Here is a 17,806-nt window from a genome sequence, read left to right on the forward strand (position 1 = left end):
GCCTTCCCCCCACCCCCCGGAGCCCCCCATGGGTCGTTATGTGATCCGGCGTCTGCTGCAGATGATCCCGGTCTTCTTCGGCGCCACCCTGCTGATCTTCCTGATGGTGAACGTGATGGGCGACCCCATCGCCGGACTCTGCGGCGACCGCGCCTGCGACCCGGCCACCGCCGCCCAGCTGCGCAAGGAGTTCGGCCTCGACAAGCCGGTCGTCCAGCAATACCTGACGTACATGGGCAACGTCTTCACCGGCGACTTCGGCACGGCCTTCAACGGCCAGCCGGTCACCGAACTGATGGGCAACGCCTTCCCCGTCACCATCCGCCTCACCCTCGTCGCCATCGTCTTCGAGATCGTCATCGGCATCACCCTCGGCGTCCTCACCGGCCTGCGCCGCGGCCGCCCCGTCGACACCGGCGTGCTGCTGCTCACCCTGGTCGTCATCTCCGTACCGACCTTCGTCACCGGCCTGCTCCTCCAGCTCCTCCTCGGCGTCAAATGGGCCTGGATCAAACCGGCCGTCTCACCCGAGGCCCCCGTCGGCGAACTCATCGTCCCCGGCCTCGTCCTCGCCTCCGTCTCGCTCGCGTACGTCACCCGGCTCACCCGGACCTCGATCGCCGAGAACAAGCGCGCCGACTACGTCCGCACCGCCGTCGCCAAGGGCCTGCCACGCCGCCGGGTCATCACCCGCCACCTGCTGCGCAACTCGCTCATCCCCGTGGTCACCTTCATCGGCACCGACGTCGGCGCGCTGATGGGCGGCGCCATCGTCACCGAGCGGATCTTCAACATCCACGGCGTCGGCTACCAGCTCTACCAGGGCATCCTCCGCCAGAACACCCAGACCGTCGTCGGCTTCGTGACCGTCCTCGTCCTGGTCTTCCTGCTGGCCAACCTGCTCGTCGACCTCCTGTACGCCGTACTCGACCCGAGGATCCGCTATGCCTGAGCCGAACTACGACGAAGGAGCCGCCATCGCCCCCACCGGAGCCGGCGGCGCCGTGGACCTCGCGATGAGCGAGGGCGAGACCCTGGAGAAGACTCCCGGCGGCCCGATGGGCACGGGTCCGGCCGGCAAGCCCCGCTCCCTGTGGTCCGACGCCTGGCACGACCTGCGCCGCAACCCCGTCTTCCTCCTCTCCGGGCTGGTCATCCTCTTCCTGATCGTCATCGCGATCTGGCCCTCCCTCATCGCCTCCGGCGACCCCCTCGACTGCGACCTCGCGAAGGCGCAGGAAGGCTCCCAGCCCGGCCACCCCTTCGGCTTCAACGGCCAGGGCTGCGACGTCTACACCCGTACGGTCCACGGCGCCCGGACCTCCGTCACCGTCGGCGTCCTCGCCACCCTCGGCGTCACCGTCCTCGGCTCCGTCCTCGGCGGACTCGCCGGCTTCTTCGGCGGCGTCTGGGACGCGATCCTCTCCCGGATCACCGACATCTTCTTCGCCATCCCCGTCGTCCTCGGCGGACTCGTCCTGCTGTCGGTCGTCACCAGCAACGCCGTCTGGCCCGTCATCGGCTTCATGGTGCTGCTCGGCTGGCCCCAGCTCTCCCGGATCGCCCGCGGCTCCGTCATCACCGCCAAACAGAACGACTACGTCCAGGCGGCCCGCGCCCTCGGCGCCTCCAACTCCCGCATGCTGCTGCGCCACATCGCGCCGAACGCCCTCGCACCCGTCATCGTCGTCGCGACCATCGCCCTGGGCACCTACATCGCCCTGGAGGCGACCCTGTCCTTCCTCGGCGTCGGCCTCAAGCCGCCGACCGTGTCCTGGGGCATCGACATCTCCTCCGCCTCCCCGTACATCCGCAACGCCCCGCACATGCTGCTCTGGCCCGCCGGCGCGCTGGCCGTCACCGTCCTCGCGTTCATCATGCTCGGCGACGCGGTGCGCGACGCCCTCGACCCCAAGCTGAGGTAGACGCCCATGCTGCTCGAAGTGCGCGACCTGCACGTGGAGTTCCACACGCGGGACGGGGTGGCCAAGGCGGTCAACGGCGTCGACTACTCGGTCGACGCGGGTGAGACGCTCGCCGTGCTCGGCGAGTCCGGCTCCGGCAAGTCCGTCACCGCCCAGGCCGTCATGGGCATCCTCGACATTCCGCCGGGGAAGATCACCGGCGGCGAGATCCTCTTCCAGGGCCAGGACCTGCTCAAGCTCAAGGAGGAGGAGCGCCGCAAGGTCCGGGGCGCCAAGATGGCGATGATCTTCCAGGACGCGCTGTCCTCGCTGAACCCGGTCATCAGCGTCGGCGACCAGCTGGGCGAGATGTTCCAGGTCCACCAGGGCCTGTCGAAGAAGGATTCCCGGGCCAAGGCCGTCGAGCTGATGGACCGGGTCCGCATCCCCGCCGCGAAGGAGCGGGTGGGCCAGTACCCGCACCAGTTCTCCGGCGGCATGCGCCAGCGCATCATGATCGCCATGGCGCTCGCCCTCGAACCCGAGCTCATCATCGCCGACGAACCCACCACCGCCCTCGACGTCACCGTCCAGGCCCAGGTCATGGACCTCCTCGCCGAACTCCAGCGCGAGCTCAGGATGGGGCTCATCCTCATCACCCACGACCTCGGCGTCGTCGCCGACGTCGCCGACAAGATCGCCGTCATGTACGCGGGCCGCATCGTCGAGCACGCCCCCGTCCACGAGATCTACAAGGCCCCCGCCCACCCCTACACCAAGGGCCTGCTCGAATCGATCCCGCGCCTGGACCAGAAGGGCTCGGAGCTGTACGCGATCAAGGGCCTGCCCCCCAACCTCCTCGCCATCCCGCCCGGCTGCGCCTTCAACCCCCGCTGCCCCCTCGCCCAGGACCGCTGCCGCACCGACGTGCCGCCGCTCTACGAGGTGACCGAGTCCCCGGTGCCGCGCACCAGCGCTTGCCACTACTGGAAGGAGTGCCTCCATGGCTGAGGCTCGTGAGGCTCGCGGTGAGGCTCCTGAGGCTCGCGGTGAGGCCAGCCTCCGGGGCGGCGAGGCCATCCTCCGGGTCCGCGACCTGCACAAGCACTACCCCCTCACCCAGGGCATCGTGCTCAAGAAGCAGATCGGCGTCGTCAAGGCCGTCGACGGCGTCTCCTTCGACCTCGCGGCGGGCGAGACCCTCGGCATCGTCGGCGAGTCCGGCTGCGGCAAGTCGACCGTGGCCAAGCTGCTGGTCAACCTGGAGCGCCCGACGTCCGGCACCATCTCGTACAAGGGCGAGGACATCACCAAGATGTCCGCCAAGGCCCTACGGGCGGTCCGCCGCAACATCCAGATGGTCTTCCAGGACCCGTACACCTCGCTCAACCCCCGGATGACCGTCGGCGACATCATCGGAGAGCCGTACGAGATCCACCCCGAGGTCGCCCCCAAAGGCTCCCGGCGCCAGAAGGTCCAGGACCTCCTGGACGTCGTCGGCCTCAACCCGGAGTACATCAACCGCTATCCGCACCAGTTCTCCGGCGGCCAGCGCCAGCGCATCGGCATCGCCCGGGGCCTCGCGCTCCAGCCCGAGATCATCGTCGCCGACGAACCGGTCTCGGCCCTCGACGTCTCCGTCCAGGCCCAGGTCGTCAACCTCCTGGAACGCCTCCAGACCGAATTCAAGCTGTCGTACGTCTTCATCGCCCACGACCTGTCCATCGTGCGGCACATCTCCGACCGGGTCGGCGTCATGTACCTCGGCCGGATCGTCGAGATCGGCACCGACGCCGAGATCTACGACCACCCCACCCACCCCTACACCCAGGCCCTGCTCTCCGCCGTCCCCGTCCCCGACCCCGAGGCCCGGGCCCACCGCGAACGCATCATCCTCACCGGAGACGTCCCCTCCCCGGCCAACATCCCCTCCGGCTGCCGCTTCCGCACCCGCTGCTGGAAGGCACAGGAACGCTGCGCCCTGGAGGTGCCGGCGCTCGCCGTCCCGGCGGAATTCCGGCTGACCGACTCCCCGGCGAGACACGACTCGGCCTGCCACTTCGCGGAGGAGAAGCACGTGGTGCCGACGGAGGACGAGCCGGGGTAGCGGCCGTCAGATCGCTTAACAGGCAAGCAACTTCACCGACCCGGGTCCGATATACGAACGCGCCAGACTGGGCAGCGTACGGCCGTGCGGGTGCCGTAGGCCGGCCGGGACGCCTGATGCGCCCCGGCCGGCCGCCGCCCCCTACTTTTTGGGCTCGGTTCCCCTCCGGGGCGCTTTGTGCGTGCGTCGACACTCGCTCGTGCTCGCCCGCTCGTTCCTCGCGGCCTGCGCGCGTTCTCCCTTTCGACGCCCGCGCGCCCCTTCGGCTCACTCGCCAGGGAGTCTGTGCACCTCCAAGCGGAACCTCTTGTTTCGGTGCGTCGCCACTGTGAGTATCGGCCTCGTGACAGTGACCCGCGCAGCACGTCTCACCGGAGCCGCTCTCTGCGTCGCGCTCGCCCTCATCACCGCCGGCTGGATACTGCGGGACCTCGCCGTCCTCACCGGCTCGCCCGGCGACCTCGCCTGGTACTGGGCCGGCGACCACCGGCTGCCGCTGCGGGAGCGGTCGGCCACCTCCGGGCTCGACCCCGTGCTGATCGGTGTCTACGCCGCCACCGCCGTCGCCGCCCCGCGCTCCCCGCTCGCCGCGCCCGCCTTCGCCGCCGCCGGGTCCGTCACCCTCGCCGTACGACTGCCCGGCCTGTGGGCCACCGGCGCAGGCAACGCCGCCCTGGTCACCACGCTCCTCGACCTCGGGCTCGCCGCCGGTCTCCTCGTCACCGCCGCCGTCGGCCGGCACCCTGCCGACACACTCCGCGCGCCGCTCCCGGCCCGGCCCCGCCCCGGTCCAGCCGTCGCCGCCGGTGTCCTGCTGCTGCTCGCCGCCCTCGTCCGTGCCGCCTGGGAGGTCCACCTGGCGCTCGAACTCCCCGTCGAGATCAGCGTCGACCGGTTCACCGGCGGACGCTCGGTCCTCGCGCCGCTGCTCGCACCCCCGCCCGGCTGGCTCAGCGCCGTTCTCGTCCTGCTCGCCCTCACCGCCGCGGCCGGCGCCTTCGCCCGGTCCCCCTACTCCCGCCCGCTGGGTCTGATCACCGGCGTCCTGCTGTGCGGCTCGGGCGCCATGGGTCTCGCCCTGGCCGTCCGGTACGACGTCCTCGACCGGATCTCCCGCCTCGCCGGGGGCGAGCAACTCTCCCAGCTCACGGCCGTGTTCTACCTGCTGGCCGGGGCCGCCGTGCTCGCCGTCCTGGCCGGCCGGGGCGAACCCCATGTCACCCCGCCCCCGCCGTCCCTCCCGGTCCCGCCGCCCGCCCCGCCGTCCCCGCGCCCGCCCGGCTGGTGACGCCCCCCGGGTGTCCAGCCCATCCGGCTAGCTCATCCCCAACGACCGCTTCAGGAAGTCCACCTGGAGCAGCAGCAGGTTCTCCGCCACCTGTTCCTGCGGCGTCATATGGGTCACGCCCGTCAGCGGCAGCACCTCGTGCGGCCGGCCCGCCGCCAGCAGCGCCGACGACAGCCGCAGGGTGTGGGCCACCACCACGTTGTCGTCCGCCATCCCGTGGACGATCATCAGCGGCCGCGCCGGGTTCTCCGGCGCCGTCAGCCCCTCATCCGTGACCAGCGAGTTCGCCGCGTACACCTCCGGACTGTCCTGCGGCATCCCCAGATACCGCTCGGTGTAATGGGTGTCGTACAGCCGCATGTCGGTCACCGGCGCCCCCGCGATCCCCGCGTGGAAGACGTCCGGCCGCCGCAGCACCCCCAGCGCGGCGAGATAACCGCCGTACGACCAGCCCCGGATGGCCACCCGCCCGAGGTCCAGCGGGAACTCCTCCGCCAGCGCGTGCAGCGCCTCGACCTGATCGTCCAGGGTCGATGTCAGATCGTTCCTGATCGCCTTCTCCCACGCCGGAGAGCGGCCCGGCGTGCCCCGCCCGTCGGCCACGATCACCGCGAACCCCTGGTCGGCGAACCACTGCGACGTCAGATGCGCATGGTGCCCGGCGACCACGCGCTGCCCGTGCGGCCCGCCGTACGGATCCATCAGTACGGGCAGGGGTCCGTCACCTTCCCGGTACCCCTCCGGAAGCAGGACGGCGCACGGAATCCGCCGTGCGCCCCCCGCCAGCAGACGGACCCGCGCGGACAGCACCGGAGACTCCGCGTACGAGGCGACCACCGCCACCTGCCGGCCGTCCCGCAGCACCCGCGCCACGCTCCCCGGAACGTCCGGACGGGCCGAGACCAGCACCGTGACCGCACCGGAACGCACCGCCGCGTGCACCCCCACCCCCTCGGAGACCCGCTCCACGCCCCGCTCGTTCACCCGGTACACATGGATCTCGCCGATCTCCGGCTCCGCCGCCCGCGCACCCGCCGACGCCGACACGAGCACGTCGTCCTCGCCGATGTCCAGGACCGCCCGCACATGGAGCTCGGCCCCGGTCAGCGCCCGGTCCCCGACCACCAGCACCCTCGCCCTGTGTCCGGCGGAGGTGCCTCCGTCCCTACCCTCGTCCGCGATCCGGACCAGCCGCCCGTCGGCAGACCAGGCCGGCACGCCGGGCAGCAGCTCCAACCAGTCCCGGTCCTCCTCCACCCGCACCGTCCGCGTCGCCCCGGTCTCCGTGTCCACCGCCAGATGGAGCTGCTTACGCTGGTCCCGGGCCTGGACGAGCAGCAGCGGAGCCCCGTCCGCCGACCAGTGCACCCGGGCCAGATACGGATACCGCTCCCGGTCCCAGCCGACCTCCGTACGCTCCCCGCCCAGATCCACCAGATACAGCCGCACCTCCGCGTTCGGCGTCCCCGCCGCCGGATAGGCCACCGCCTGCGGCTCCCGGTCCGGATGGGCCGGATCCGAGATCCACCACCGGCGCACCGGCCGGTCGTGCGCCCGCGCCACCAGGAGCCGGTCCGAGTCCGGAGACCACCAGTAACCGCGCCCGCGCCCCATCTCCTCGGCCGCCACGAACTCCGCGAGGCCGTACGTCGTATGCGCGTCCTCCGGCTCCGCGAGCGCCCTGTCCCCCTGCCCGTCCGCGCCCGTCACCCGCAGCGCGCCCCGTGCCACGTACGCGATGTGCCGCCCGTCCGGCGAGGGCCGCGGATCGATCACCGGCCCCGGAACCGTCAGTTCCCGCGCCGTCCCCGCCCTCAACTCCGCCGCGTACAAGCGCCCCGACAGCGGGAAGGCCGCCAACTCCACCGTCGCGTCCACCGCGTAGGAGACGATCCCGCCCGAGCCCTCACGGCTCCGCTCCCGCCGCGCCCGCTCCTCCGCCGACAACTCCTCGGCCCGTCCCGCGAGCAGCGTCCCGGGATCGGCCGCGACCCGCTCCCGCGGCTCACCCGCCGGCCCGGCGAGATCCAGCACCCACAGCTTGTGCGACCGGTCCGTACCCGAACCGGAACGGACGAACACCACACGTTCACCGTCGGGAGACACCGTGAAGCCACGCGGAACGCCCAGGGTGAAGCGCTGAGTCCGGGCGTACTGGCGCGGAAACGAGAGCGGCGGCGAGAGGGGGGACGAGCGCGGGGACGGGCGCGGATCCGACTGCTGCTGTCGCGAGGTCATACTTCCGAACCTAGCGCTGTGCGCCCCCCTATGCCCCCGTACACCATGGATACGGAGCCACACATAGTTATGATCCGTAGCGCTAGGTGGGTAAGGAACTCCTGGCACATGCTCGCCGACTTGCCCGTCCGAATATCCGACCGAAGAAGTGTGGAGGTGAACCGCCGTGGCACTCTCGATTTCGGCGGTGGTGCTGCTGGCGATCGTCGTCTTCCTCCTGATCCGGAAATCCGGGCTGAAGGCGGGACATGCGGCGGTCTGCGCGCTCCTCGGTTTCTACCTGGCGAGCTCGTCCATCGCCCCGTCCATCAGTACGCTCACCACGAACGTCGCGGGCATGATCGGCGGTCTCAAGTTCTGAGCACCGGCGGTCTCGAAGTCTGAGCCTCGCGCAGGTCACCGGCCCCGCCTCGTAGGGTGGGGCCATGACGGATCTCCCAGCCCGTCGTCTGCTCCTGGTGCACGCGCACCCCGACGACGAGTCGATCAACAACGGCGCCACCATGGCCAGGTACGCGTCCGAGGGCGCCCAGGTCACCCTGGTTACCTGCACCCTCGGCGAGGAGGGCGAGGTCATCCCGCCCGGCCTCGCCCATCTCGCGCCCGACCGGGAGGACCGGCTCGGCGACCACCGCGTCGGCGAACTCGCCGCCGCGATGAAGGAGCTGGGCGTCACCGACCACCGCTTCCTCGGGGGCCCCGGCCGCTTCCGCGACTCCGGGATGATGGGCGTCGAGCAGAACCGGCGCGAGGTCGCCTTCTGGAACACGGCCGTCGACGACGCCGCCCCCTACCTCGTCGAGGTCATCCGAGAGACCCGTCCGCAGGTCCTTGTCACCTACGACCCCGACGGCGGCTACGGCCACCCCGACCACATCCAGGCCCACCGCGTCGCCATGCGCGCCGCCGAACTCGCCGCGGACGACGCCTACCGCCCCGGCCTCGGCCCCGCCCACCGGATCGCCAAGATCTACTGGAACCGGATCCCGCGCTCCGTCGCCGAGGCCGGCTTCGCCCGGCTGCGCGCCGAGGGCGCGGACTTCCCCGGCATCGCGGACATCGACGACCTCCCCGGCGTGGTCGACGACGCGCTCATCACCGCCGAGATCGACGGTGGCACCGTCCACGCGGCCCGCAAGACCGCCGCGATGCGCGCCCATGCCACACAGATCGCCGTGGACGGCCCCTTCTTCGCCCTGTCCAACAACCTCGGTCAGCCGATCTTCACCACGGAGTACTACCAATTGGTGGTGGGTACGCCCGGCGCACCCGAGGGCGTGCGCGAGGACGACCTGTTCGCGGGAGTGAGCGAATGAACGGGCGTGTGAACGGCCGCGTGGTCTGGTACGTAGTCCTCTTCGTGCTCGGGGTACTGGTCGCGGCGGCGGGCTCCCTCGTCCAAAGCGCCTGGTTCCCCGGCGGGTTGCTCCTCGCCCTGCTCGGCGCCGCGGGCGTGTTCTACGGCGGGCTCCGCGCCACCGAGACACAACTCGGCGTCGTGGTCCCCGGCGCGGGCTGGCTCCTCGCCGTCGTGCTGCTGAGTTTCGGACGGCCGGAAGGCGACGGCGTCTTCACCGGAGGGCTCTCGGAGATGATCTATCTCCTGGGCGGCATGGCCCTCGCTGTGATGTGCGCCACGATGGTGAAGCTGCCCCGACCTACCCCGTGAGCAGCCCGACTTGGGCGGAAGGCTGCCCGGACTTCGGCCGGAATGCCCGTCGCACATTGCACGGCCGTCCGATACCGGGCGGCGGCGGACAGTATGGTGGTGCGCGCCGCCGAACCGCCCGGGTATACGAGCATCAGCAAGAGCGGGCGGCGGAGCCAACCGGGAGATCCTGCTTTGAGTCGTGAAACTGGTCGAGAGACTGACAGTTCGTCCTCCGGCGCCCAGGGGCGCGGTGGAGCCGCGTACCCCTCGGGTACACCGCCGTACGGAACCCGCCAGTATCCGTCGCTCCACCCCACGCAGGACGCGGCGGAGGAGACGGCCGCTCCGCCCGCGCGGACGCGGCCGGAGGAGCCGAAGACCGAGACGACGCTGACGACCCGGATCCGGATCAACATTCCGGGTTCGCGTCCGATCCCGCCCGTGGTCGTGCGCAAGACCGTCGCCGACTCGGCCTCGGGCTCGGGCTCGGGCTCGGCCTCGGACGCGTCGGCGGAGGGGGGCTCGCAGGTCGCGGCCGCGGTGCCCGCCCCGGCGCCCGAGCCGTCGCCCGCCCCCGCCCCGGCGGAGGCGGCGAGGCCGGAGCGGCCGAAGACGGAGGAGAAGACCAGCGCCTGGTTCGCCCCGCGCAAGCCGGCGACGCCCGCCGCCCCGGCTGCCCCGAGCGCTCCGGCCGCTCCCTCGGGTTCGGCCGCCCCCTCGGGTCCGTCTGGTCCGTCGGGTCGTTCCGGTCCGTCGGCTCCGTCCGGCATGGGCGCGGGTGCCGCGGTGACAGGCGGCGCGGGCGGCCCGGGCCCGCGTCCGGGCGCGAGTGCTCCTCGCCCCTCCGGGCCGGGGACGCCCGGGCAGCCGGGCAAGCCCGTCGGCGGCCCGCGCGGTTCCGGTTTCGCCGGGCCCGCGACCGGCGGTATCCCGACGGTCGGCGGCGCCTCGATCTCGGCCACCCCTGCCGGCGGTACGCCGATGTTCCTCACGACCCCGCCCCTGGACGACGACGCCGCGTACGGCACGGCCCCGCAGCCGCCCAGCGGCCCGACGACAGGCCCCGTCACCGGCGACAGCTCCGTGGGCGGCAACCCGCTGGCCCCGAACCCGCCGGCCCACAACCCGCTGGCACCGAACCCGCTGGCCCCCAACCCCTTCGGCGCGGTGCCGCAGATGTCCGACGACACCGCGGTCCTGACCCCGCAGAACCCCGGCCCGGTCACCCCCCACGCGCCGGGACCGCCGGCCGACGGCGGCCACGGCGGCCACATCTCCGGCGACACCCTCACCAGCGGCATCCCCGTCGTCCCGCCGGGCCCGCACGCCCCCCGGGGCGGCGACGAAGGGTTCTCCACCCCGGAGGTCGCCTCCTCCGGCAGGCCGGCACCCGCACGCCCCTCCTCGTCCTCGCCGTCCTCCTCCTCGGCCCCGGCGAAGAAGGGCCGCTCCAAGCTCCCCCTCCTCGCCTTCGGCGTGATCGGCCTCGCCGGTGTCGCCTACGGCGCCGGCCTGCTCCTCAACCACTCCGACGTCCCGAAGGGCACCACCGTCCTCGGCGTGGACATCGGCGGCGGTACGAAGGAGGAGGCCGTCAACAAGCTGGAGGCGGCCCTCGGCAAGCGCGCCGCCACCCCCCTCCAGCTCAGCGTCGACGGCAAGAAGGTCGAGCTGGCGCCGGACAAGGCCGGCCTCTCCCTCGACAGCCAGGCGACCGTCCGGGGCGCGGCGGGCAGCGACTACAACCCCGTCTCCGTGATCAGCACCCTCTTCGGCGGCGAGCGCGTCGCCCAGCCGGTGCTCCCGGTGGACGAGGAGAAGCTGAGCGTGGCCCTGAAGGACGTGGCCGGCGCGTCCGGCTCCGCGACCGAGGGCACGATCAAGTTCTCGCCCGGCAAGGTCACCGCCGTGGAGGGCAAGCCCGGCAAGGGCCTGGACGTGATGCGTTCCATGATCTCCGTCAAGGACGCGTACCGCGCCCAGGTCCAGACGGGCAAGACGAACACCGTCGAACTCCCCGTCGTGACCCGCGAGCCCACCATCACCAAGGCCGAGCTGGACCGGGCGATGAACACCTTCGCCAAGCCCGCCATGTCCGACCTGATCACGATCAAAGCCGGCTCGAAGCAGATCCAGTTCGGTCCGGCGAGGTCCCTGCCGAAGATCCTCTCCATGAAGCCGGTCGACGGCCGCCTGGTCGAGGTCTACAACAAGGCGGCCATCGAGGAGCTTCTCGACGGCGTCTTCGACGGCATCATGATCACCAAGGGAGACGGCAAGAAGCACCAGGTCACCGCCGACGACGTCGCCTTCGCGATGCGCGACGCCCTGCTGGGCAAGACCCCCGCCGAGCGCACGAAGGTCATCGACCTGGACGGCCAGGGCTGACGCCCTGACGCCGAGGTAGCGGTAGGCAGCACGCTGTACGAGGGCCCTCGTCCGGACAGTCCGGACGGGGGCCCTCGCCCTTGTCGCACGACATGGGGTGGATCAGGGCCTGGGCACGGCGGAGGCCCGCTCCTCCCGGCGCACGCACCGGAGGCACGCGCACGGCGGATAGCGCAGCGCCGACTGGCTCGGCACCGCCCCGCGCCGGGGCACGTACGTCTTCGGCGCGGACCAGGTCCTTCCACCGTCCCGCGACACGCGGAGCGTCATCACCACTCGCCCCCGTACCGCTGCTTCTTCGCCCGCAGCCAGTCCTGGATCTCCTGGGTCTCGCTGGGCGTCGCGGGGCGTAGGTCGGCGGCGCGGATCGTCGCGACGAAGTGCACGAAGCGCACCCGCCGGTGCACGCCGTCCACGCCGATGACCTTGCCGGGGCCGTAGACGTCGGTGCCCGTGTGGGCGACGAAGGCGCCCGGGCCGTGAGGGGAGTTCATTGCGAGCCTTTCGCTCTGTGTGTCGATCTGGTCACACAGTGGCGTGGATCACGTTACGCTCGGTAGGGGTTTTCACGTGACAACACGACCGGCACGTGGGGGAGTTGGATCATGGCAATCGAGGACAATCCGGAGTCCCGTCGTAAATATGGTGAAGAGCTGAAACGCCGACGGGAGGCGGCGGGCCTGACACAGGAACAGTTGAGCGAACAGACGATCATCTCGCGGACACACCTGGCACACATGGAGGCGGGCAGACGCCGCCCGGACGTCAACGACGCGAGACGGCTGGATCAGGTGCTGGTGACGGGGGGATTCTTCGAACGGTTCCTGCCGACGCTGGACGGGAAGGCGGTGGCGGAGCACTTCGCGGAGGCGCTGGAGTTCGAGGGGGAGGCGACGGTGATTCGCGAGTACGCCCCGAAGCTGGTGCCAGGGATTCTCCAGACGGAGGCTTACGCGAGGGAGGTCTTGACCTCGGGTTCCTCGCCCAAGAGTGACGAGGAGCGTGACCGGCTTCTCGTCACTAGGCTGGCGCGAGCCCGGATCCTCGACAACTTCGACTCCCCGGTGGTGTGGATCATGCTGGACGAAGCGGTGCTGCGACGTCCGGTGGGCGGGGCGGAGGTGATGTGCGAGCAGCTGCGTCACATTGTGCGACTGGGGGAGAGCCGCCGCATCCGCGTGCACGTTCTGCCGTTCGCGGTTGGCTATCACGCGATGCTTGAAGGTGAGGTCAAACTCATGTGGTTCGAGGACCAGCCGCCGATCGCGTACGTGGAGGGACTCAAGTCCGGCCGGATCTGGGAGGCTCTGCCCGTGGTACGGGAATGTCAGGTGGCTTACGATCACGCTCTGGGTGACGCGCTCTCACATCGCGAGTCACTTGCGCTGATCAGGTCCGTCGCGGAGGAATACGAGCATGCAGCACGGCAAGTCCACCATCCCTGACGCCTCGGTCCTCTCTGCCTGGCGCAAGTCCTCCTACAGTGGCGGCAACAGCGGCGACTGCCTCGAAGTCAGCGACGCCTACGCCGCCTGGCGGAAGTCCTCCTACAGCGGCGGCAGCAGCGGCGAGTGCCTCGAAGTCAACGACGCCTGCACCGCCCACGTCCCCGTCCGCGACTCCAAGAACCCCACCGGCCCCGCCGTCGTCTTCGCCCCCGCCGCCTGGGCGCCCTTCGTCGACGCGGTCAAGGCGGGCGGCCTCCGCTGAACCCCCGGCGGTCGGCGTGGGCGTCCACGGGGCGGCCGGGACACGGTCAGAGCAGGCGGGCGGCCCGCTGGGTGGCCTCCACGTCCGCGATGGCCGAGCGGCACGCGGCGGCGAAGAGCCTGAAACGGGCGTTCCACGTCTCCGCGCGCTTGCTCGCGCTCGACGAGTCGACGAACAGGCTCTTACGGAGCTCCGTGGTCAGCTCCAGCTGGGCGCCCTCGCCGAGCATCGTGCGGTTGCAGATGTTCGCGGTGGCCGTGCCGTCGACATCGCCGTCGCCGGGGAAGATCGCGAAGTGCGGGCTCAGATGGTGGGTGAGCCGCTGCCTCAGTGCTGTGCTCCGGCCGCCGATGACCACGCCCTCGCGGTTCTGGCCGCTCCACACCTTGCCCGGGTTGGCGTTCTCCCAGGTACAGCCGTGCAGGCTCACGGTGTTGAGGCTGCCGGCCGTCATGGAGAGCGCCACGTGGTCGTCGCAGTGGATGGACGTCACATGCAGCTCGCCGTTGGTCTTGGGCGAGCCGTCCGGGTAGGTCTGGCCGGACGACCGCATGCCCTCGAACATCCAGTAGTCGTACAGCGGCTCGCCGGGGAAGAGGAGCGGGCCGTCCTCGGGCTTCGGGGTCGGGTCCGGGTTGTAACCGGCGACGCCCAGGCACAGCTCGCTCGTGCCGATCTCGATGCCGCCGCCGTGGATCGCGAGGATCGTCGTCAGCGCCGACGGCCCCGTCGTGGCCTTCTCGGAGTCGAGCAGCTCGTGGCGCCGGTAGCGGCGGGCGAAGTCGTAGCCCTCGCCGTCGGCGGTGTCGGCCGTCCCCTGGAAGTGTCGGTAGAGGTCGGTGTTGGACTCGAAGCGGTCGTTCGCGCCCGTGGCATGGGCGGTGCCCGTCGCCAGGCTGCTCAGCAGCGGCGTTCCGGCCGCCACAAGCAGGCCTGCCGTCAGGACGCTTCTGCGGCTGGTGCCACCGTTCTGCTCCGTGCTCACGCGCTCCCCCTCGTGGTGATCAGGTACAGCGCGCAACCTAGCACCCCAGGGGGTCAGTTCAGCAGGGCCCGGGCCGCCGCCGCCCGCTGGCGGATCGAGGCCGCCGCGCTCGGTTCGATCGCGTCGACCACCGAGGCGTACGCCTCCATCTCCGCCGCCCCCGCGAGGAACTCGCCCCGCTGGACCAGCAGCTCCGCGTGCTCGTAGCGCAGCCGCGCCGGATGCGAGGGCAGCATCAGCGAGAGCTCCACCGCCCACAGGGCGACTCCGGAGCGCTCCGGGCGCGGGGCCGCCCAGGCGCGGATGTTGTTCAGGATGCGCAGGACGATGTCCAGCGGGGTCGCCGGGCGCAGCATCGACGGTTCCAGCGGCGCGCCCGTCGCCCCCGCCACCAGGAGCTCCGCGTCCACGCCCGTCATCGCCCGGCCCCCCGCGAAGGGGTCCGCGAAGACCTGCTCCGCCGGGTCGCCGAAGCCCACCACGAAATGGCCCGGCAGCCCGAGGCCGTACACCGGCGCGCCCGCCCGGCGGGCGACCTCCATCCATACGACGGACAGCAGGATCGGCAGACCCCGCCGGCGTCGCAGTACCTCGTGCAGCAGCGAGGACTCCAGACGCTCGTAGTCGGCCGGGGTGCCCTGGAAGCCGTACCGGCCGCCGAGCAGCCGGGCGAGCGCCGTCACCCAGTCCGCCGCCTCCCGGGTGCCGTACGGCAGCTCGCCGGCCAGCCGGTCGAGTTCGATCTCCGCCGCGTCGAGGTCCGCCCGGGTCACCGCCGGGTCGGCCACCGCGCCGATCAGCAGGCAGAGCCGCGCGAGGTCCGGCCGCCGCGCCCGGGCCTCCTCCGCGAACTCCTGCCGCCAGTCGCTCACTCTTCCGCCGCTCGGTAGTGGTGGTAGTGGTGGTGGACCGCGAAGCCCATGGCCTCGTACATCGCCCGCGCTCCGCCGTTGTCGGCCTCCACCTGGAGCCAGGCCGCCGAGGCGCCCTCGTCGAGCGCCCGGCGGGCGAGCGCCGCCATGACGGCCGTGGCGAGCCCCTGCCGTCGGTGCGCCGGGTCGACCTCCACGGCCATGAACCCGGCCCAGCGGCCGTCCACCACACAGCGTCCGATCGCCGCCGGTATGTCTCCGGTGCCCGCTACGGACGCGAACCACACACTCGGGCCGCTGGAGAGGACGCTCAGCACATGCGGGCCGGGCACCCCCGAGCGGTTGTAGCGACGGAGCCAGGAACCGTCCAGGGAGCGGGACAGCCGGACGGCGGAGACGTCCGCGTCCAGGTCGCCGACCGGCGCGAGGCCGCCGATCCGTACCTCCGCCGCGACCTCCGACCGCCAGCCGCGCCGCTCCAGCTCCGCGCCGAGCAGCTCCTGGGTGCCCTCGGCGCCGGTCGCGGTCTGGATGTACGCGGGCAGGTCCCGTACGGCGTACCACTCCCGCACGCGCGCCAGGGCGTCGTCCAGCGGCAGGCCGGGGCCGCCGAGGGGAAGGAGCGAGTTGGCCCGGCGGGTGAATCCGCCCGCCGCACGCAGCGTCCACTCCCCGAGCGGCTCGCTCTCCACCGGCTGCCACGCGCGCGCGGTGACCCGCGCCAGCTCCTCGAAGGAGGCCGCAGGACCCCGTCTGCGGGCCGGCGCGGCGGGCACGACCTTCCCCGCGACCAGGGAGGATTCCGCGATCCGGACACCCTCACCGGTCCTGCGTGTGATCAGCAGCACACCCGCGTCCCATGATGTGAGAACACCGACCGCGTCGGTGAAGCGCTCGCCCGGTGCGCCGGTGTCCGTCACGTACCGAACGGAGACACGTTTTCCCACGTCAGCGTGGGTGAGGCGCACTTCAAGGCGCCCTCCGCCGGTGAATTCCACAGGTTCTCCGCCCCTCCTGTTCGGATCGTCCCCAAGAACGGAGATACTAGGGGCGGGCATCGACGACGCCGCGCTCCCGCGCAGACCAGCCCTACCGAGGAGGAACGACAGCGTGACCTACGTCATCGCGCAGCCTTGTGTCGACGTCAAGGACAAGGCATGCATCGAGGAGTGCCCCGTCGACTGCATCTACGAGGGCTCCCGGTCCTTGTACATCCACCCGGACGAATGCGTCGACTGTGGTGCTTGTGAGCCGGTCTGCCCGGTCGAGGCCATCTTCTACGAGGACGACACCCCGGAGGAGTGGAAGGACTACTACAAGGCGAACGTCGAGTTCTTCGACGAGCTCGGTTCGCCCGGTGGTGCCTCCAAGCTCGGCCTGATCGAGCGTGACCACCCCTTCATCGCCGCTCTGCCGCCGCAGAACGGCTGATCGACCCGCCCTCGGTCCCGTACGGCCTCGCCCGCTGTACGGGACCGACGCGTTTTCCGTACGTACGAGGAAGTGAGCCAACTCGTGAGCGCAGTCTCTTCGCGCCTGCCCGTCTTCCCCTGGGACAAGCTGGAGCCGTACAAGAAGACGGCGGCGGCCCACCCGGACGGCATCGTGGACCTGTCCGTGGGCACCCCGGTCGACCCGGTGCCGGAGCTGATCCGGCAGGCGCTGGTCGCGGCGGCCGACTCGCCCGGCTATCCCACGGTGTGGGGGACCACCGAGCTGCGTGACGCGCTGACGGGCTGGTGCGAGCGGCGCCTGGGCGCGGTCGGCTTCTCCCACCGCAACGTCCTTCCGGTGGTCGGCTCGAAGGAGCTGGTTGCCTGGCTGCCGACCCAGCTCGGGCTCGGTTCCGGGGACCGGGTGGCGTACCCGCGGCTCGCCTACCCGACGTACGAGGTCGGCGCGCGGCTCTGCGGAGCCGAGCCGGTCGTCTACGACGACCCGATGGAGCTGGACCCGGCCGGTCTGAAGCTGCTCTGGCTGAACTCGCCGTCCAACCCCACGGGCAAGGTCCTCGGCAAGGACGAGCTGACCCGGATCGTGGCCTGGTCGCGCGAGCACGGCATCCTCGTCTTCTCCGACGAGTGCTACCTGGAGCTGGGCTGGGAGGCGGACCCGGTCTCCGTCCTGCACCCCGACGTCTGCGGCGGCACGTACGAGGGCATCGTCGCCGTCCACTCGCTGTCCAAGCGGTCCAACCTGGCCGGCTACCGCGCCGCGTTCGTCGCGGGCGACGCGGACGTCCTGGCCGAGCTGCTGCTGATCCGCAAGCACGGCGGCATGATGACGCCCGCCCCGGTGCAGGCCGCCACGGTCGCCGCGCTCGGCGACGACCGGCACGTGGCCGAGCAGCGCGAGCGCTACGCCGCCCGGCGCACGGCCCTGCGCTCCGCCCTGGAGGCCCACGGCTTCCGGATCGAGCACAGCGAGGCCAGCCTCTATCTGTGGGCGACCCGGGACGAGCCGTGCTGGGAGACGGTGGCGTATCTCGCGGAGCTCGGCGTCCTGGTGGCGCCGGGGGACTTCTACGGGGAGGCGGGGGAGCGGTTCGTCCGGGTGGCCTTCACCGCCACCGACGAGCGGGTCGAGGCTGCGGTCAAGCGCCTCGGCTGACCGAGACGGACGAAGGGCCCGGGGGGCGGTGCTCCCCGGGCCCTTCGCGTCCG

18 protein-coding genes are annotated in these 17,806 nt (G+C 71.5%); 13 read left to right on the forward strand and 5 right to left on the reverse strand.

Features of this window, described 5'->3' with window-relative positions; translation table 11 throughout:
* Positions 1 to 28: 28 nt before the first annotated feature.
* From ACIRB4_RS04100 to ACIRB4_RS04120, 5 genes are all read left to right on the forward strand, one after another.
* Complete coding sequence (locus tag ACIRB4_RS04100) at positions 29 to 952, forward strand: ABC transporter permease (protein ID WP_403288290.1); 924 nt, start codon at positions 29 to 31, stop codon at positions 950 to 952.
* Positions 945 to 1,925 carry an ABC transporter permease gene (locus tag ACIRB4_RS04105; RefSeq protein WP_403288291.1) on the forward strand — a complete coding sequence of 327 codons (981 nt, stop codon included), beginning with the start codon at positions 945 to 947 and terminating at the stop codon, positions 1,923 to 1,925. Before ACIRB4_RS04100 ends, ACIRB4_RS04105 begins: the two co-directional genes overlap by 8 nt.
* Positions 1,926 to 1,931: 6 nt before the next feature.
* Complete coding sequence (locus tag ACIRB4_RS04110; RefSeq protein ID WP_403288292.1) at positions 1,932 to 2,915, forward strand: ABC transporter ATP-binding protein; 984 nt, start codon at positions 1,932 to 1,934, stop codon at positions 2,913 to 2,915.
* Positions 2,908 to 4,011, forward strand: coding sequence for an ABC transporter ATP-binding protein (locus ACIRB4_RS04115; protein ID WP_403288293.1), 1,104 nt, complete (start codon positions 2,908 to 2,910; stop codon positions 4,009 to 4,011). Before ACIRB4_RS04110 ends, ACIRB4_RS04115 begins: the two co-directional genes overlap by 8 nt.
* Before the next feature lie 343 nt (positions 4,012 to 4,354).
* Complete coding sequence (locus ACIRB4_RS04120; protein ID WP_403288294.1) at positions 4,355 to 5,299, forward strand: hypothetical protein; 945 nt, start codon at positions 4,355 to 4,357, stop codon at positions 5,297 to 5,299.
* 27 nt (positions 5,300 to 5,326) lie between these two features.
* On the opposite strand, the gene ACIRB4_RS04125 is transcribed toward ACIRB4_RS04120, so the two are convergent.
* A complete protein-coding gene (locus tag ACIRB4_RS04125; protein ID WP_403288295.1) occupies positions 5,327 to 7,537 on the reverse strand; it encodes a prolyl oligopeptidase family serine peptidase in 2,211 nt (736 codons plus the stop codon).
* A 166-nt stretch (positions 7,538 to 7,703) separates the two neighbouring features.
* On the opposite strand from ACIRB4_RS04125, the gene ACIRB4_RS04130 reads away from it, so the two are divergent.
* The 4 genes from ACIRB4_RS04130 (at position 7,704) to ACIRB4_RS04145 (ending at position 11,576) form a co-directional block, all read left to right on the forward strand.
* Positions 7,704 to 7,898, forward strand: coding sequence for a hypothetical protein (locus ACIRB4_RS04130; RefSeq protein ID WP_137993529.1), 195 nt, complete (start codon positions 7,704 to 7,706; stop codon positions 7,896 to 7,898).
* Positions 7,899 to 7,962: 64 nt separating this feature from the next.
* Positions 7,963 to 8,853: an N-acetyl-1-D-myo-inositol-2-amino-2-deoxy-alpha-D-glucopyranoside deacetylase gene (gene mshB, locus ACIRB4_RS04135; protein WP_403288296.1), complete on the forward strand. Its 891-nt coding sequence runs from the start codon at positions 7,963 to 7,965 to the stop codon at positions 8,851 to 8,853.
* Complete coding sequence (locus tag ACIRB4_RS04140) at positions 8,850 to 9,206, forward strand: DUF6113 family protein (protein ID WP_403288297.1); 357 nt, start codon at positions 8,850 to 8,852, stop codon at positions 9,204 to 9,206. The genes mshB and ACIRB4_RS04140 overlap by 4 nt, the downstream gene beginning before the upstream one ends.
* A 423-nt stretch (positions 9,207 to 9,629) precedes the next feature.
* Positions 9,630 to 11,576 carry a hypothetical protein gene (locus tag ACIRB4_RS04145; RefSeq protein WP_403288298.1) on the forward strand — a complete coding sequence of 649 codons (1,947 nt, stop codon included), beginning with the start codon at positions 9,630 to 9,632 and terminating at the stop codon, positions 11,574 to 11,576.
* Positions 11,577 to 11,845: 269 nt separating this feature from the next.
* Here the strand turns inward: ACIRB4_RS04145 and ACIRB4_RS04150 are convergent, their stop codons facing one another.
* The gene (locus ACIRB4_RS04150) at positions 11,846 to 12,070 is read right to left on the reverse strand and encodes a hypothetical protein (protein WP_403288299.1); all 225 of its coding nucleotides are present in this window, start codon (positions 12,068 to 12,070) and stop codon (positions 11,846 to 11,848) included.
* 111 nt (positions 12,071 to 12,181) lie between these two features.
* Between ACIRB4_RS04150 and ACIRB4_RS04155 the strand changes: the two genes are divergently transcribed.
* Both ACIRB4_RS04155 and ACIRB4_RS04160 read left to right on the forward strand, forming a co-directional pair.
* Positions 12,182 to 13,021: a Scr1 family TA system antitoxin-like transcriptional regulator gene (locus tag ACIRB4_RS04155; RefSeq protein WP_403288300.1), complete on the forward strand. Its 840-nt coding sequence runs from the start codon at positions 12,182 to 12,184 to the stop codon at positions 13,019 to 13,021.
* Positions 12,993 to 13,286 (forward strand): DUF397 domain-containing protein, encoded by a 294-nt coding sequence (locus tag ACIRB4_RS04160; protein WP_403288301.1) that lies wholly within the window; start codon positions 12,993 to 12,995, stop codon positions 13,284 to 13,286. The genes ACIRB4_RS04155 and ACIRB4_RS04160 overlap by 29 nt, the downstream gene beginning before the upstream one ends.
* Before the next feature lie 46 nt (positions 13,287 to 13,332).
* On the opposite strand, the gene ACIRB4_RS04165 is transcribed toward ACIRB4_RS04160, so the two are convergent.
* Genes ACIRB4_RS04165 through ACIRB4_RS04175 form a run of 3 tightly spaced genes read right to left on the reverse strand, consistent with a single transcriptional unit; the run spans position 13,333 to position 16,141 of the window.
* Positions 13,333 to 14,271, reverse strand: coding sequence for a poly-gamma-glutamate hydrolase family protein (locus ACIRB4_RS04165; protein ID WP_403288302.1), 939 nt, complete (start codon positions 14,269 to 14,271; stop codon positions 13,333 to 13,335).
* A gap of 53 nt (positions 14,272 to 14,324) precedes the next feature.
* A complete protein-coding gene (locus tag ACIRB4_RS04170; RefSeq protein ID WP_403288303.1) occupies positions 14,325 to 15,143 on the reverse strand; it encodes a tetratricopeptide repeat protein in 819 nt (272 codons plus the stop codon).
* Positions 15,140 to 16,141 (reverse strand): GNAT family N-acetyltransferase, encoded by a 1,002-nt coding sequence (locus ACIRB4_RS04175; protein ID WP_403288304.1) that lies wholly within the window; start codon positions 16,139 to 16,141, stop codon positions 15,140 to 15,142. Before ACIRB4_RS04175 ends, ACIRB4_RS04170 begins: the two co-directional genes overlap by 4 nt.
* A 112-nt stretch (positions 16,142 to 16,253) precedes the next feature.
* Between ACIRB4_RS04175 and fdxA the strand changes: the two genes are divergently transcribed.
* The gene (gene fdxA / locus ACIRB4_RS04180) at positions 16,254 to 16,574 is read left to right on the forward strand and encodes a ferredoxin (RefSeq protein ID WP_003985062.1); all 321 of its coding nucleotides are present in this window, start codon (positions 16,254 to 16,256) and stop codon (positions 16,572 to 16,574) included.
* An 84-nt stretch (positions 16,575 to 16,658) separates the two neighbouring features.
* Complete coding sequence (locus ACIRB4_RS04185) at positions 16,659 to 17,753, forward strand: bifunctional succinyldiaminopimelate transaminase/glutamate-prephenate aminotransferase (RefSeq protein ID WP_403288305.1); 1,095 nt, start codon at positions 16,659 to 16,661, stop codon at positions 17,751 to 17,753.
* Positions 17,754 to 17,806: the final 53 nt, after the last annotated feature.

Origin of the sequence: Streptomyces sp. NPDC093600 (assembly GCF_044764755.1) — a bacterium.
Classification (GTDB): Bacteria; Actinomycetota; Actinomycetes; order Streptomycetales; family Streptomycetaceae; genus Streptomyces.

What these genes read in the sequence shown, in the direction of transcription:
- ACIRB4_RS04115 (WP_403288293.1), top strand. Translation starts at nt 2,908, where the DNA reads ATGGCTGAGGCTCGTGAGGCTCGCGGTGAGGCTCCTGAGGCTCGCGGT.
- ACIRB4_RS04150 (WP_403288299.1), bottom strand. Translation starts at nt 12,070, where the DNA reads ATGAACTCCCCTCACGGCCCGGGCGCCTTCGTCGCCCACACGGGCACC.
- ACIRB4_RS04125 (WP_403288295.1), bottom strand. Translation starts at nt 7,537, where the DNA reads ATGACCTCGCGACAGCAGCAGTCGGATCCGCGCCCGTCCCCGCGCTCG.
- ACIRB4_RS04105 (WP_403288291.1), top strand. Translation starts at nt 945, where the DNA reads ATGCCTGAGCCGAACTACGACGAAGGAGCCGCCATCGCCCCCACCGGA.
- ACIRB4_RS04155 (WP_403288300.1), top strand. Translation starts at nt 12,182, where the DNA reads ATGGCAATCGAGGACAATCCGGAGTCCCGTCGTAAATATGGTGAAGAG.
- ACIRB4_RS04100 (WP_403288290.1), top strand. Translation starts at nt 29, where the DNA reads ATGGGTCGTTATGTGATCCGGCGTCTGCTGCAGATGATCCCGGTCTTC.
- ACIRB4_RS04160 (WP_403288301.1), top strand. Translation starts at nt 12,993, where the DNA reads ATGCAGCACGGCAAGTCCACCATCCCTGACGCCTCGGTCCTCTCTGCC.
- mshB (WP_403288296.1), top strand. Translation starts at nt 7,963, where the DNA reads ATGACGGATCTCCCAGCCCGTCGTCTGCTCCTGGTGCACGCGCACCCC.
- ACIRB4_RS04140 (WP_403288297.1), top strand. Translation starts at nt 8,850, where the DNA reads ATGAACGGGCGTGTGAACGGCCGCGTGGTCTGGTACGTAGTCCTCTTC.
- ACIRB4_RS04110 (WP_403288292.1), top strand. Translation starts at nt 1,932, where the DNA reads ATGCTGCTCGAAGTGCGCGACCTGCACGTGGAGTTCCACACGCGGGAC.